The following is a 12,547-nucleotide window of genomic DNA, read 5'->3' as shown; positions in this document are numbered from 1 at the left end:
ACTTCTTCAGCAGCGCGCTGGCGAACGAGCGCAGCTCGGCGAAGATCTCGATGCCCGCGAATCCGCCGCCGACGACCACGACGGTCAGCAGGCGGTCGCGCTCGGGACCGGGCGGCAGGGTCGCGGCCTTGTCGAAGTTGGTCAGCAGGCGGTCGCGGATGAACACGGCCTCCTCGATCGTCTTGAGGCCGACCGCGTTGTCCGCGATGCCCGGGATCGGGAAGGTGCGCGAGACCGCGCCGGCGGTCACCACGACGATGTCGTACTCGAACTCGTACGCCTCACCGGCGGCCGGCTGGATCGTGGCGGTCTTCTTGGCGTGGTCGACGTAGGTCACCTTGCCGCTGATGATGTTCGTGCTCGTCAGGTGTCGACGGTGCGCGACCACCGCGTGACGCGGCTCGATCGAGCCGACGGCCACCTCGGGGAGGAACGGCTGGTACGTCATGTAGGGCAGCGGGTCGACCATGGTGACCTCGGCCTCGCCCTTGCGAAGCTGCTTCTCGAGCTTCCACGCGGTATAGAAACCGGCGTAGCCTCCGCCGACGATCAGGATTTTGGGCACAGTAATGCGTCTCCTCAACACGAAAGTATGGGGGTTAATCTACCCCCTGCGCGCCGTCCGCCTGAAATGCAGCCACGCACCGACCGCGCCGAGGGCGAGGAGAGCCACGAAACCGGAGATCAGGCTGAACGGGAGCCAGAGGGAGGTGAGGACGCTCCATTGCGGCCAGAGGAACGCCTTCCATGCTACAGGGCGCTCGGGTGCCAGTGCTTTCGGCGCGGGGCCGCCCTGCGCATCCCCTGCGGGGGGAGCGGCCGTGGAGGGCGAATCGGCGCGCCGATGGATGTGGATCCACTGCGTCAGATCACCCATCGGGTTGGCGCTCACATGCGGGACCGAGGCCGTGACGGCCGCGGCCGCATCGAGCAGTCCGTAGCCGTACACCGGGCTCGGCACGGCACCGCCGGCCGGGCGCGCCGTCCTGATGATCCGGTTGATGACGTCGGGCGCCTTCAGCTCGGGATGCGCTGCCCGCACGAGCGCGACAGCGCCGGAGACGAGCGGCGCGGCACCGCTCGTGCCGGCCCACTGCACGTATCCCCCGCCCGGATTCGCGCCGACCAGCTGTTCGCTCGGGGCCGAGACGCCGATCGTGATCCCCTGCGACGACGCGTCGAAGGAGGCCTTTCCTGCCCGATCGACGCCCGCGACGGTCAGCACGCCGGGGATCGTCGCGGGCGCTCCGACCTCGGTGGTGCCGCTGCCCCGGTTGCCGGCCGCGGCGACCACGACGACGTCGTGCGAGAACGCGTACTGGAACGCGTCGTCCCAGCTGGTCGGCCAGTCGAGCGTGTTGCGTGTGAGCGACATGTTGATGACGGAGGCGCCGTTGTCGACGGCCCAGCGGACCGCCGCGGCCACCTGGTCGTCGCTGCTCACCGAGCCGATGGCGGAGCCGAGCGCGACCGACGCGGTCAGGATGCTCGCCTGCGGCGCCGCGCCCAGCACGCCGGAGCCGGGACCGGTGCCCCGTCCGGCGAGGAGTGAGGCCACCCAGGTGCCGTGGTCCGCCGCCTCCCCCGCACCGAGCGGCTTCTGGCCGTTCGCTGCGCCGACTCCGGACACATCCGTGCCGCCGACCACCGCGCCCGCGAGATCGGGCACCGAGCCGTCGACGCCGGTGTCGATCACCGCGACCTTCACGCCGGCGCCCTGGGTCGTGCGCCAGGCCGCGGTGAAGCCGTAGTCGTTGAGCCAGTACTCCATGTCGCGCACTTGGTCGGCGTGCGCGACCGTCGCCGGTGCCAGCCCGACGGCGAGAGCCGTCGCCAGCACCGCGACACCGGACGCGACGGTGCGGCGGGCCCGGGCGAAGCGGGAACGCGGACGAGGACGGGAGGGCGCCGGGGTCAGCCGACCTGGATGCGGCACTCGCACACCTCCGGCGACCACCCTCCGCGTGCGAGCGCGAGGTCGCCGATCGGGTTGACGCCGGGCCCGGCGGCGAGCGCGTGCGCTGCCAGGGCGTGCAGGCACTTGACCCGGGTCGGCATGCCGCCGGCCGAGACGCCGGCGAGCTCCTCCACCACCCCGATGGACTCGCGGTCGGCGAGATACTGCTCGTGCGCCGCACGGTACTGCGCGCGCACCTGCTCGTCCTCGGCGAGGAGGTCGTTGTACTCGTTCATCACCTGCGTGGCCTCCAGCTGCGACATCGCGGCCGTGGCGGCAGGGTGGGTGAGGTAGTAGAACGTGGGGAACGGCGTGCCGTCGTCGAGGCGCGGCGCCGTCGACACGACGGTCGGCCGCCCGCAGACGCAGCGTGCGGCGATGCCGACGACGTTGCGCGCCGGCCGGCCGAGCTGCTCGCTCACGGCGGCGATGTCGGCGTCGGTCACGGGGTCGAAGGGTGGTCTGGTCATCGCTTGCCGCCTGTGGTGCCGGGGGTGGGAGTCGGGGTGGGTGCGGGCGTCGAGCCGAGCTGCGCCGGCGTCGCGTCGGTGAGCCCGGCGCCCATGAACGACCCGAAGAGGGAACCGACCCAGTCGGTGCGGGTCTTCTGGAGCTTGGAGCTCACCGGCGTGGAGTCTTTCGCGGCTGCGGGCGGCCGGTCGTCGATGACGAGGTAGCTGACCTCGCCGGGCATGACGTAGTAGAGCCGGTCGCGGGCCTGCGCCCGGATGTAGCTCGGATCGTTCCAGCGCGCGCGCTGTTCCTTGAGCGCGTCGACCTGTGCCGAGAGCTGGTCGACCGCCTTCTGCTGGTCGGCGATCTGCTGACGCTGCGCCAGGTAGCCCTGCAGCGACGGCGCCAGGATCACGACCGCGAGCACGACGGCTCCCATCATCACGAGCGAGAACGCCGAGAAGTGGAGGCCGCGCAGCCAGCGGCCGGTCTGCGTCGGTTCGTCGAACGATGCGGCGACGCGCGTGGTGCGGGAGGCCGGCTCGCGGGAGCGGGACAGCTTCGGCATGGCCCCTCCCGGGCGGTCTCGACGGACGTGGAGGACCGGAAGGCCCCGTCCTCAATCGTAGGCGATGCCCGCCCGGAGGCGGCCGTGAGCGTGGGGTGTCGCCGGTCGCTCAGCCGGTTGCCAGCGTGACGACCAGCCGCACCGCCCCGACCGCGAGGAGACCGACGCCGCCGATCGTGAACACGAGGCCGATCGCGCGGGCGTCCTTCGCCCGGAACGCGTGCCGCGCCTCCCGATCGGCGAACAGGGCGGCGGCCCGCTCCGGTCGCCGCAGCAGGAACGCCCCGAACACGCTGAAGAGCGCGGCAAGGAGGAGGAACAGCGCCAGCGGGAGGAAATCAGCCGGCAGGCTCGCAGCGCTCATGCAGCGATTCTCCCAGAACCACGAAGGGTGAGTAGTCGCGGGAATCCCGACCGGGATTTCCGCGACTACTCACGCTTCGGCGTGGCGGATCAGCCCTGGAAGCGCGGGAAGGCGCTGCGGCCGGCGTAGACGGCGGCGTCGCCCAGCTCCTCCTCGATGCGCAGCAGCTGGTTGTACTTGGCGACGCGCTCGGAGCGGGCCGGGGCACCGGTCTTGATCTGGCCGGCGTCGGTGGCGACGGCGAGGTCGGCGATCGTGGTGTCTTCGGTCTCGCCCGAACGGTGCGAGAGCACGGCGGTCATGCCGCTGCGCTGGGCCAGCGAGACCGCGTCGAGCGTCTCGGTGAGGGTGCCGATCTGGTTGACCTTGACGAGGATGCTGTTCGCGGCCTTGGCCGCGATCCCCTGCGCGAGACGCTTGGGGTTCGTGACGAACAGGTCGTCGCCGACGAGCTGCAGCTTGCCGCCGATCTCGGCGTTCAGGAGCGCCCAGCCCTCCCAGTCGTCCTCGGCCAGCGGGTCCTCGATGGAGACCAGCGGGTAGCCGGCGGCGAGCTCGGCGTAGTAGGCCGACATCTGGGCGGCGGTGCGGTCCTGGCCTTCGAAGCGGTAGACGCCGTTCTCGAAGAACTCGGTGGAGGCCACGTCGAGGCCGAGGGCGATCTGCGAGCCGACCGTGTAGCCGGCCTTCTCGATCGCCTCGGAGATCAGGTCGAGGGCGGCGCGGTTGTGCTCGAGCTCCGGTGCGAAGCCGCCCTCGTCGCCGAGACCGGTGTTGAGTCCCTTGGACTTCAGCAGCGACTTGAGCGAGTGGTAGGTCTCGACACCCCAGCGCAGGCCCTCCGAGAAGGTCTCGGCGCCGATCGGGAGGATCATGAACTCCTGGATGTCGACGCCGGTGTCGGCGTGGGCACCACCGTTGATGATGTTCATCATCGGCACCGGGAGGACGTGCGCGTTCGGGCCGCCGACGTAACGGAAGAGGGGGAGGTCGGCGGAGTCGGCCGCCGCCTTGGCGACGGCGAGGCTGACGCCGAGGATCGCGTTGGCGCCGAGGCGCTTCTTGTTGTCGGTGCCGTCGAGCTCGATCATCGCCTCGTCGACCAGGCGCTGGTCGCTGGCCTCGAAGCCCTCGATCGCCGGGCCGATCTCGTCGAGGACCGCGTCGACGGCCCTCTCGACACCCTTGCCCAGGTAGCGGTCGGCGTCGCCGTCACGCAGCTCGTAGGCCTCGAACGCGCCGGTGGACGCGCCGGACGGAACAGCGGCACGGCTGACCGTGCCATCCTCGAGCAGCACCTCGACCTCGACGGTCGGGTTGCCGCGGGAGTCGAGAATCTCGCGGGCGCCTACAGCTTCGATCTGAGCCACAACAGTCTCCTTGGTGGTTTTCGTGGGTTGCCGGATCAGTCTAGTGACGTCGGGTCGACGGCCAGAACGGGGTGGCGGGATGCTTGCGGGAATTGGCGAGCGGCCGCGCGGGCGCGTTCACCGGTCAGGACAGCGGCTTGAACTCGAGAGCCGAGGCGTCGGCGGTGCCCGGCCCGACGAACGCGAACGACCGGTACCCGCTCGCCGCGGCCCGGTCGAGCACCGCCTTGAGGTTCTTCGCCCGGCGGTCGAGCCGCACCCGGCGACCCGAGGCCACCAGCGACGACTTGATCGCCATCAGCCGGTCGAGCGGGACGTCGGCGTCGTGGACGAGCACGACGGCGTCGGCCGCGGAGTCGTCCGGCACGTCGATCAGGTCGACGACGCGCTCGAACCCGATCGAGAATCCCGCCGCCGGCACGTCGGTGCCGAGGAAGCGGCCGATCATCCCGTCGTAGCGACCGCCGCCGCCGACCGAGCTGCCCGATCCGGGATGGGCGATCTCGAAGATCGTGCCGGTGTAGTAGCCCATGCCGCGCACCAGCGTGGGATCGAACCGCAGGGCGACGCCCTCGGGAAGCGTGTCGAGCGCGTGGGCGAGCGTTTCGAGATCCGCGATGGCGTCGGTGTCCATGCCGGCCGGGAGGATGGCGGAGATCGCCTCGACGGTGAGCTCCACTCCCCCCGCGGCGAGGTGCGGCTCGAGCGCCGCGAGAATGCCTCCGAGCACCGCGGCGGAGTCGGCGCCGCCCTCACTGAGCTCGGCGACCACCCCCTCTGCGCCGATCTTGTCCAGCTTGTCGATCGAGATCAGCACCTGAGGCCAGCGGGACTCGTCGAAGCCGCAGTACTCCAGAAGGCCGTTCAGGATACGGCGGTCGTTGATGCGGATGGTGCAGCCGGTCAGCCCGAGCGCCTCCAGCGCCGCGGCCGTGGCCGTGATGAGCTCGACCTCCGCCAGCTGCGATCCCTCGCCGATGATGTCGATGTCGCACTGCACGAACTGCCGGTAGCGGCCCTTCTGCGGTCGCTCGGCCCGCCAGACCGGGGCGATCTGGATGCTGCGGAACACCGGAGGCAGTTCGGCGCGGTGGCTCGCGTAGAAGCGCGCCAGCGGCACGGTGAGATCGAAGCGCAGCCCCAGATCGCACAGGGCCAGCGTGTCCCCCGACTCGATCGCCTCGCGCAGGTCGTCACCGCCGAGGCCGCGCTTGAGCACGCTGAACGCGAGCTTCTCGTTGTCGCCGCCGAGCCCGGAGTGCAGCCGGGCGACGTCTTCGACGACCGGAGTCTCGATCTCGTCGAAACCGTGCGCGGCGAAGCTCCGGCGGATCACACCGAGCGCATGCTCCCGGCGGGCCTTCTCTGCGGGGAGGAAGTCGCGCATGCCGCGGGGCGGTGTGATCGGGGAAGCCATGCGTCGATTCTTCCAGATGGGCGCGCCCGGCGCCCTCCGGGGGTATCGCGGCGGGGACGGCGTGGGTCGTAGACTGCCCACGTTGCCACCCTGATGTCGTGCCGACCCGCGCGATGCGGTGGTGTCCCAGTGAGGACCTGGCATGAACCGCAGCCGTCCGACCACGACGGCCGCGTTGCCAGACACACGACAACGCGCCCGCCGTGGCCAGGAGGAATGCGCCGTCGCGAGGCGGAGATCTCACCCGAGCGGCGATCCGGACCACCGGCGGACGCGCTGCCGGCCGAGCACGAGCCACTGGCCGAGCACGAGCCACCGGCCGAGCACGAGCCGGCGACCGATCGAGGCTAGAGCGTGTGGTGCCGCCCGAGCGGCACGACCAGGGGCGTCCCGGCGACCGGATCGGTCGCGATGACGCACTCCACGCCGAAGACGTCGCGCACGAGGTCGGCCGTCACGACCTCCGCCGGATCGCCGGAGGCCACGATCGAGCCGGCGCGCATCGCGACCAGCCGATCGGCGTACCGGGCGGCCAGGTTGAGGTCGTGGAGGACCATCACGATCGTGCTCCCCCGCGCCGCGTTCAGGTCGAGCAGCAGGTCGAGCACGTCCAGCTGGTGGCTGATGTCGAGGAACGTCGTCGGTTCGTCGAGCAGCAGGATCCCGGTCTGCTGCGCAAGCGCCATGGCGATCCAGACGCGCTGGCGCTGGCCTCCGGAGAGCTCGTCGATCGCGCGCTCCGCGAGGTCGGCCACGCCGGTCGCGGTCATCGCCTCCTGCACCGCGTCGTCGTCCGCGGCGGTCCAGCGCCGGAACCAGCCCTGGTGCGGGTAGCGGCCGCGCGACACGAGGTCAGCGACGGTGATCCCGTCGGGTGCGGACGGTGTCTGCGGCAGCAGCCCCAGCCGGGTCGCGACCTCCTTCGTCGGCAGCGCGCGGATGTCGGCGCCGTCGAGCAGCACGCTGCCGGATGCCGGGGCGAGCAATCGGGACAGACCGCGCAGCAGTGTGGACTTGCCGCACGCGTTCGGTCCGACGATGGCCGTCACCCGGCCCGGCGGCACGTCGAGGTCGAGGCCGTCGACGACCACCCGGCCCTCGTAGGCCAGGGTCAGGTCGCGCGCGGCGAGAGTGGGCTCGGTGGTCATGTCAGCCTCCTCGGCCGATGCGGTTGGTCCTGGCGAGCTGCCAGAGAAGGTAGGGCGCTCCGACGATCCCCGTCACGACACCCACCGGGAAGACCACGCCGGGCACCGAGAACTGCGCCACGACGTCGGAGACGACGAGCACCAGCGCGCCGACGAGCGCGGCCGGGACGAGCGCGAGCGAGCCGCGCCCGACGAGCCGGCGCGCCACCGGCGCGGCGAGGAGGGCCACGAACGCGATCGGCCCCGCGACCGACACCGCGATGGCCGCCAGCGCGACCCCGACCGCGATGCTCAGGATGCGCGTGCGCTCGGGACGCACGCCGATTCCGGCCGCCACGTCGTCACCCAGCCCGAGCGCCGCGAGCGGACGTGCGACGAGCAGCGCCGCGGGGACCAGCACCAGGGCGCCGACGGCGAGGACGACGAGCGACACGTCGTCGATGCTGTTGAGACTCCCGGTGATCCACACCAGCGCCTGCTGCACGTCGCGCAGGTCCGCGCGCGTGAGGACGTACGACACCACCCCTGCGCAGACCGCTGCGAAGCCGATCCCGACCAGGACGAAGCGGTACCCGCTGACACCGTCGCGCCACGCCAGCAGATAGACGATCACGGCGGCCACCAGCGTTCCGGCCAGTACGACGCCCGACAGCGCGAGGCCGGTGATGCCGAACCACACCAGGGCGACGGCGCCGGTCGCGCTGGCGGCGGTGGTGATGCCGATGATGTCGGGGCTCGCGAGCGGATTGCGCGCGACCGACTGGAAGAGGCCGCCCGAGAGCCCGAGGCAGGCGCCGACGAGCACCGCTGCCAGCAGCCGCGGCAGCCGCAGGTCGAGGATCACGAACGACGTGAGCCGGTCGGCGCGGCCGACCAGTGCTGCGAGCACGTCGAGTGGAGCGACCCCCGCGGCTCCGAACGTGAGCGAGACGGCTGAGACGACGAAGACCAGCACGGCGAGGACGATCGACACCCGAGCTGCGCGGGACCGCCCGAGGCGGCGGTCGAGCGCGACACGCGAGGTGACTCGTGCGCCCGTTCGCCGGGTCGTGACAGGCGCGCTCACAGTCCCACCAGCCTTCGGCGGCGCACCAGCGCGACGAACAGCGGCGCACCGACGAACGCCATGACGATGCCGACCTGCAACTCGCCGGGAGGCGCGACGACGCGTCCGATGACGTCGCACGCGATCAGCAGGGCGGGGGCGATCACGGCCGAGTAGGCGAGGATGCGCCGGTAGTCGGCCCCGACGACCCAGCGCGCCACGTGCGGAACGACGAGACCCACGAACGCGATCGGGCCGACCGCGGCGGTCGCCGACCCGCAGAGCAGCACGATCGCCACGGCGGACAGCGCGCGGGCGGGGCCGACGCGCTGCCCGAGACCGCGTGCGACGTCGTCGCCGAGCGCGAGACCGTTGAGCAGCCTCCCGAGCGCGAGCGCCAGGAGGGCTCCGACCACCAGCGTCGGCAGCACCTGCCAGAGCACGCCGAAGCCGCGCCCGGCAAGCGACCCGACCTGCCAGAAGCGCATCTGGTCGAGCGACACCCGGCTGGTCAGCATGACCGCCGTGATCAGCGAGCCGAGTGCAGCCGACACCGCCGCGCCCGCCAGCGCGAGCTTGACCGGTGTCGCGCCCTCCCGGCCGACCGCGGAGACGGCGTAGACGACGCCCGCCGCGAGCGCCGCACCGGCGAACGCGAACCACACGTACCCCGCGACCGCGGTCACGCCGAAGAACGCGATGGCGACGACGACGGCCAAGGAGGCGCCGAAGTTCACGCCGAGGATGCCGGGGTCCGCCAGGGGGTTGCGTGAGAGGCCCTGCATGACGGTGCCCGCGAGCCCGAGTGCGAGGCCGGCTGCGAGACCGAGCAGCGTGCGCGGGAGGCGGCTGCCGACCACGACCAGCGCATCGTCGTCCGTCGGCGAGTAGTGCGTCAGCGCGTGGAGGAGGTCGCCGGGCGCGATGGTGCGCGCGCCGACCATGAGGCTCAGCACGCACACCGCCAGCAGCACGACGACGGCGGCGACGAAGCCGGTCAGGGCACGCCGACGGCGCCGGGCGCGCGCCGGGGCATCCCCGGTGCGGCCGGCGCCGGCGGTGGCGAGACCTGTGGGCATCGAGCGGCTACTTGACCTTCTCGGCAGCGGCCGCCAGCTGGGGGACGTACCGGTCGAGCATCCACGGGATGCTCAGCACGCTCGGCGCGCTCGTGGCGGCGACGAACGACTCCCCGACGATCGGCGCGAATCGGCCCTCCTTGATCGTGGGCATCGCGGCGACCAGCGGGTCGGCGGTGAAAGCGTCGACGGATGACTGCTTGTCGAAGTACATCACCAGCAGGTCGGTGTCGATCTTCGACAGGTTCTCGTAGCTGAGCTGGTAGAAGAAGCTGCCGTCGCCCTTCGACGAGTCGAGGGCTGCGATGCTCGGCGAGTTCTTCATCCCCAGGTCGCCCAGCAGCTGCACGCGGGGGTCCTCCGCGCGGTAGACGTTGAGAACACCCGGCTCGTTGGCCGCTGCGTAGAAGAACGTCTTGCCCTTGATCACCGGGTACTTCGCGGCGAGCGCGGCCACCGTGTCCTCGGTTTTCTCCACGAGCGCGGAGGCCTCCGACGACAGCCCGAGCGCCTTGCCGACGATCGCCGTCTGATCGCGCCAGCTCGTCGCCCAGGGCTTCTCGGGGTAGGCGACGACCGGCGCGATCTTGCTGAGGGTGTCGAACTCGGTCTGCGTCAGGCCCGAGTACGGCGCGAGGATGACATCCGGCTTCGCCTTCACGAACTGCTCGAACGGCACCTCGCCCGAGTCGGCGTCGAGGAGGGCGGGTGTGGTGCCCTTCAGCTGCCCGATCTTCTCAGCGTCCCAGGGCAGCACGCCGTTCGCGTCGCCTCCATAGCTGAACTTCGGCATCGCGACCGGCACGATCCCGAGCGCGAGCGCGATGTCTTGCGCGCCCCAGCCCCAGGTGGCGACCCGCTTGGGCGCGGACTCGATGGTGGCCTTGCCGAGCGCGCTGTCGATGGTCACGGGGAAGCTTCCGGCGCCGGCGGAGGACGGGCTCTCCTCCCCCGAGCTGCTGGCCGAGCACCCGGTCAGGGCGAGGGCCGCCGCCGAGACGACGGCGGTGAGCGACAGGGCGAGACGCAACCGGCGGGGGCCGGGGCGCGCGATTTCAGGCATGACTCTCCTCACGAGGGTGCCGGAGCACGAATGGGAAGCGTGCCGAGCGGCACATTAGGTAAGCCTAACCTAAACCGCTGTTTCCTGCTCCCGGATCTCGTCCTGCAGCTCGCGCAGAGTGGCGCGGAGAGCGCGCTCCGCGTCGAGGCCCTGCGCCTTGGCCGACGCCACGATCGCCAGCAGCAGCGGACCCAGTTCGTCCTCCCCCGACACCTGCACGCCGCCCGACTCGCTCAGGTCGAGCAGGCCGACCTTCTCGGCCCGGCCGAGCAGCTTGTCCGCGAGGGCGAGCGAGGGCATCGCCTGCGGGATGCCGTCCAGCACGCTCGTCCGCCCCGGCTTCTCGGCCTTCTTCAGGTCGTCCCAGAACCCCACCACGTCCTCGGCCGTCTCAGCCGTGCGATCGCCGCCGAAGACGTGCGGATGCCGGCCGACCATCTTGCGCGTCATGTGCTCGGCGACGTCCTGGATGTCGAAGTCCTCCCCCGGCGTGTGCGCGGCGATGTCGGCGTGGAACAGCACCTGGTAGAGCACATCCCCGAGCTCTTCGAGCATCGCGTCTCGGTCGCCGGTCTCGATCGCCTCGATGAGCTCGTACGACTCCTCGATCAGGTACTGCACGAGCGACTCGTGCGTCTGATCGGCATCCCACGGGCACCCCCCTGGCGCTCGGAGCCGTGCCATCACGGCGACGAGCTCGTCGAGTCTGGTGGGCGCCGTGTCGGTCATGGGATGCTCCTGACGTCGGGATGTGTTCATCCTCTCACCGCGGCCGCCCGCTAGACTGAACGACTGGTGTGCCGGGAAGTCTGGTCGGCGAATGTCCTTGCCGACCGCGCACGAGAGGCTTCCCCATGAGCATCATCCGCTCCGAACGCACCGCCGCCGGCCTGCTGCTGGGCGCCGCCGCCCTCGGGCTGCTGCTGGCGAACACCGCCGTGGGACCGGCATTGCTCGACCTGCAGCACGCACACCTCGGCGGCGGTCCGGTGGAACTGAGCGTCGGCCACTGGGTCAGCGACGGCCTGCTGGCGGTCTTCTTCTTCATCGTCGCGGTCGAGCTGAAGCACGAGCTCGTCGCCGGCGAACTCAACTCGTTCGCCAAGGCGATCCACCCGGCGATCGCGGCCGCCTGCGGCGTGGTCGTGCCCGCACTGGTCTACCTGGCGTTCGCGGGCGGCTCCGGGCTCGCCGACGGCTGGCCCATCCCCACCGCGACCGACATCGCCTTCGCGCTCGGCGTGCTCGCCGTCTTCGGGCGTGGGCTGCCCAACCGCCTGCGCGTCTTCCTGCTGGCACTCGCCGTGCTGGACGACCTCATCGCGATCGTCATCATCGCGGTGTTCTTCACGACCGACCCCAACCTGCTCGAGCTCGCGGCGGCAGCGGTGGTCGTCGCCGCGTTCGGCCTCCTCAGCCGGATGCTGCGCGGGCGGTTGCGCTGGCCGATCGGCATCCTGATGGTGCTGCTCGCCGTGCTGGCCTGGTGGCTGGTCTACGACTCGGGCGTTCATGCGACCATCGCCGGTGTCGCCCTGGGCCTGGTCATGTCGCGGGCCCCCGCCGGTCGCACGACGCACGCACTCGAGCCGTGGTCGAACGGGTTCATCCTGCCGCTGTTCGCGTTCTCGGCCGCGCTCGTCGTCATCCCCTCCGTCTCGCCGTCGGAGCTGTCGCCCGCGTTCTGGGGGATCCTGGTCGCGCTGCCGATCGGCAAGCTCGTCGGAATCACCCTCGGAGGCTGGCTCGGGTCGTTCACGCGCCCGCGCCACGAGCGCGGCCGCCTCCCGCTGTTCGCCCTCGTGACGATCGCGGCCCTCGGCGGCATCGGCTTCACCGTGTCGCTGCTGATGAACGAGCTGGCGTTCGCCGGGTCGGCGGCGGTCCGCGCGGAGGGCACGATCGCCGTTCTGCTCGGATCGGCCGTGTCGATCGTGCTGAGCGGCGTGCTCGTCTCCGTGCTCGCTCGCCGCAACCGGAAGCGGCACCCGCACCCCGTCGCCGCGGCGGCGCCCGGCGCAGTCGTCCGTTCCTCCGGAGAATCAGGCCGAGACAGCTGAGATCTCCGGACGAACGGACCGGC

13 protein-coding genes are annotated in these 12,547 nt (G+C 71.3%); 1 reads left to right on the top strand and 12 read right to left on the bottom strand.

What is annotated here, in order from left to right; all coding sequences use genetic code 11:
- From Q0Q23_RS05840 to Q0Q23_RS05785, 12 genes are all read right to left on the bottom strand, one after another.
- A partial coding sequence (locus tag Q0Q23_RS05840; RefSeq protein ID WP_295120785.1) for an NAD(P)/FAD-dependent oxidoreductase occupies positions 1 to 565 on the bottom strand: 565 nt, incomplete at its 3' end.
- 39 nt (positions 566 to 604) lie between these two features.
- Positions 605 to 1,936 (bottom strand): S8 family serine peptidase, encoded by a 1,332-nt coding sequence (locus tag Q0Q23_RS05835; protein WP_295120782.1) that lies wholly within the window; start codon positions 1,934 to 1,936, stop codon positions 605 to 607.
- Positions 1,915 to 2,427 (bottom strand): DUF501 domain-containing protein, encoded by a 513-nt coding sequence (locus Q0Q23_RS05830; protein WP_295120779.1) that lies wholly within the window; start codon positions 2,425 to 2,427, stop codon positions 1,915 to 1,917. The genes Q0Q23_RS05835 and Q0Q23_RS05830 overlap by 22 nt, the downstream gene beginning before the upstream one ends.
- The gene (locus Q0Q23_RS05825) at positions 2,424 to 2,978 is read right to left on the bottom strand and encodes a septum formation initiator family protein (protein WP_295120776.1); all 555 of its coding nucleotides are present in this window, start codon (positions 2,976 to 2,978) and stop codon (positions 2,424 to 2,426) included. Before Q0Q23_RS05825 ends, Q0Q23_RS05830 begins: the two co-directional genes overlap by 4 nt.
- A 109-nt stretch (positions 2,979 to 3,087) precedes the next feature.
- On the bottom strand, positions 3,088 to 3,342 hold the full coding sequence (locus Q0Q23_RS05820) for a hypothetical protein (RefSeq protein WP_295120774.1): 255 nt from the start codon (positions 3,340 to 3,342) through the stop codon (positions 3,088 to 3,090).
- A gap of 89 nt (positions 3,343 to 3,431) precedes the next feature.
- Positions 3,432 to 4,712 carry a phosphopyruvate hydratase gene (gene eno / locus Q0Q23_RS05815; protein ID WP_295120771.1) on the bottom strand — a complete coding sequence of 427 codons (1,281 nt, stop codon included), beginning with the start codon at positions 4,710 to 4,712 and terminating at the stop codon, positions 3,432 to 3,434.
- 124 nt (positions 4,713 to 4,836) lie between these two features.
- Positions 4,837 to 6,129 carry a histidine--tRNA ligase gene (hisS, locus tag Q0Q23_RS05810; RefSeq protein ID WP_295120768.1) on the bottom strand — a complete coding sequence of 431 codons (1,293 nt, stop codon included), beginning with the start codon at positions 6,127 to 6,129 and terminating at the stop codon, positions 4,837 to 4,839.
- A gap of 347 nt (positions 6,130 to 6,476) precedes the next feature.
- Entirely contained in the window at positions 6,477 to 7,277 is an 801-nt protein-coding gene (locus tag Q0Q23_RS05805; protein ID WP_295120765.1) for an ABC transporter ATP-binding protein, read from the bottom strand.
- A gap of 1 nt (position 7,278) precedes the next feature.
- Positions 7,279 to 8,343 (bottom strand): iron chelate uptake ABC transporter family permease subunit, encoded by a 1,065-nt coding sequence (locus Q0Q23_RS05800; RefSeq protein WP_295120762.1) that lies wholly within the window; start codon positions 8,341 to 8,343, stop codon positions 7,279 to 7,281.
- The gene (locus tag Q0Q23_RS05795; RefSeq protein WP_295120759.1) at positions 8,340 to 9,401 is read right to left on the bottom strand and encodes an iron ABC transporter permease; all 1,062 of its coding nucleotides are present in this window, start codon (positions 9,399 to 9,401) and stop codon (positions 8,340 to 8,342) included. Before Q0Q23_RS05795 ends, Q0Q23_RS05800 begins: the two co-directional genes overlap by 4 nt.
- Positions 9,402 to 9,408: 7 nt before the next feature.
- Positions 9,409 to 10,464: an iron-siderophore ABC transporter substrate-binding protein gene (locus Q0Q23_RS05790; RefSeq protein ID WP_295120756.1), complete on the bottom strand. Its 1,056-nt coding sequence runs from the start codon at positions 10,462 to 10,464 to the stop codon at positions 9,409 to 9,411.
- A 69-nt stretch (positions 10,465 to 10,533) separates the two neighbouring features.
- Positions 10,534 to 11,193: a MazG family protein gene (locus tag Q0Q23_RS05785; protein WP_295120753.1), complete on the bottom strand. Its 660-nt coding sequence runs from the start codon at positions 11,191 to 11,193 to the stop codon at positions 10,534 to 10,536.
- A gap of 125 nt (positions 11,194 to 11,318) precedes the next feature.
- Here Q0Q23_RS05785 and Q0Q23_RS05780 point away from each other — a divergent pair, with 125 nt between their 5' ends.
- Positions 11,319 to 12,524: a Na+/H+ antiporter NhaA gene (locus tag Q0Q23_RS05780; protein WP_295120750.1), complete on the top strand. Its 1,206-nt coding sequence runs from the start codon at positions 11,319 to 11,321 to the stop codon at positions 12,522 to 12,524.
- Positions 12,525 to 12,547 lie beyond the last annotated feature (23 nt).

This window comes from uncultured Leifsonia sp. (assembly GCF_945957465.1).
Classification (GTDB): domain Bacteria; phylum Actinomycetota; class Actinomycetes; order Actinomycetales; family Microbacteriaceae; genus Leifsonia.
The sequence above is the reverse complement of the archived record's forward strand: the minus strand, read 5'-3'. Positions and strand labels throughout refer to the sequence as shown.

What these genes read in the sequence shown, in the direction of transcription:
- hisS (WP_295120768.1), bottom strand. Translation starts at nt 6,129, where the DNA reads ATGGCTTCCCCGATCACACCGCCCCGCGGCATGCGCGACTTCCTCCCC.
- Q0Q23_RS05825 (WP_295120776.1), bottom strand. Translation starts at nt 2,978, where the DNA reads ATGCCGAAGCTGTCCCGCTCCCGCGAGCCGGCCTCCCGCACCACGCGC.
- Q0Q23_RS05795 (WP_295120759.1), bottom strand. Translation starts at nt 9,401, where the DNA reads ATGCCCACAGGTCTCGCCACCGCCGGCGCCGGCCGCACCGGGGATGCC.
- Q0Q23_RS05785 (WP_295120753.1), bottom strand. Translation starts at nt 11,193, where the DNA reads ATGACCGACACGGCGCCCACCAGACTCGACGAGCTCGTCGCCGTGATG.
- Q0Q23_RS05830 (WP_295120779.1), bottom strand. Translation starts at nt 2,427, where the DNA reads ATGACCAGACCACCCTTCGACCCCGTGACCGACGCCGACATCGCCGCC.
- Q0Q23_RS05780 (WP_295120750.1), top strand. Translation starts at nt 11,319, where the DNA reads ATGAGCATCATCCGCTCCGAACGCACCGCCGCCGGCCTGCTGCTGGGC.
- Q0Q23_RS05790 (WP_295120756.1), bottom strand. Translation starts at nt 10,464, where the DNA reads ATGCCTGAAATCGCGCGCCCCGGCCCCCGCCGGTTGCGTCTCGCCCTG.
- Q0Q23_RS05805 (WP_295120765.1), bottom strand. Translation starts at nt 7,277, where the DNA reads ATGACCACCGAGCCCACTCTCGCCGCGCGCGACCTGACCCTGGCCTAC.
- Q0Q23_RS05820 (WP_295120774.1), bottom strand. Translation starts at nt 3,342, where the DNA reads ATGAGCGCTGCGAGCCTGCCGGCTGATTTCCTCCCGCTGGCGCTGTTC.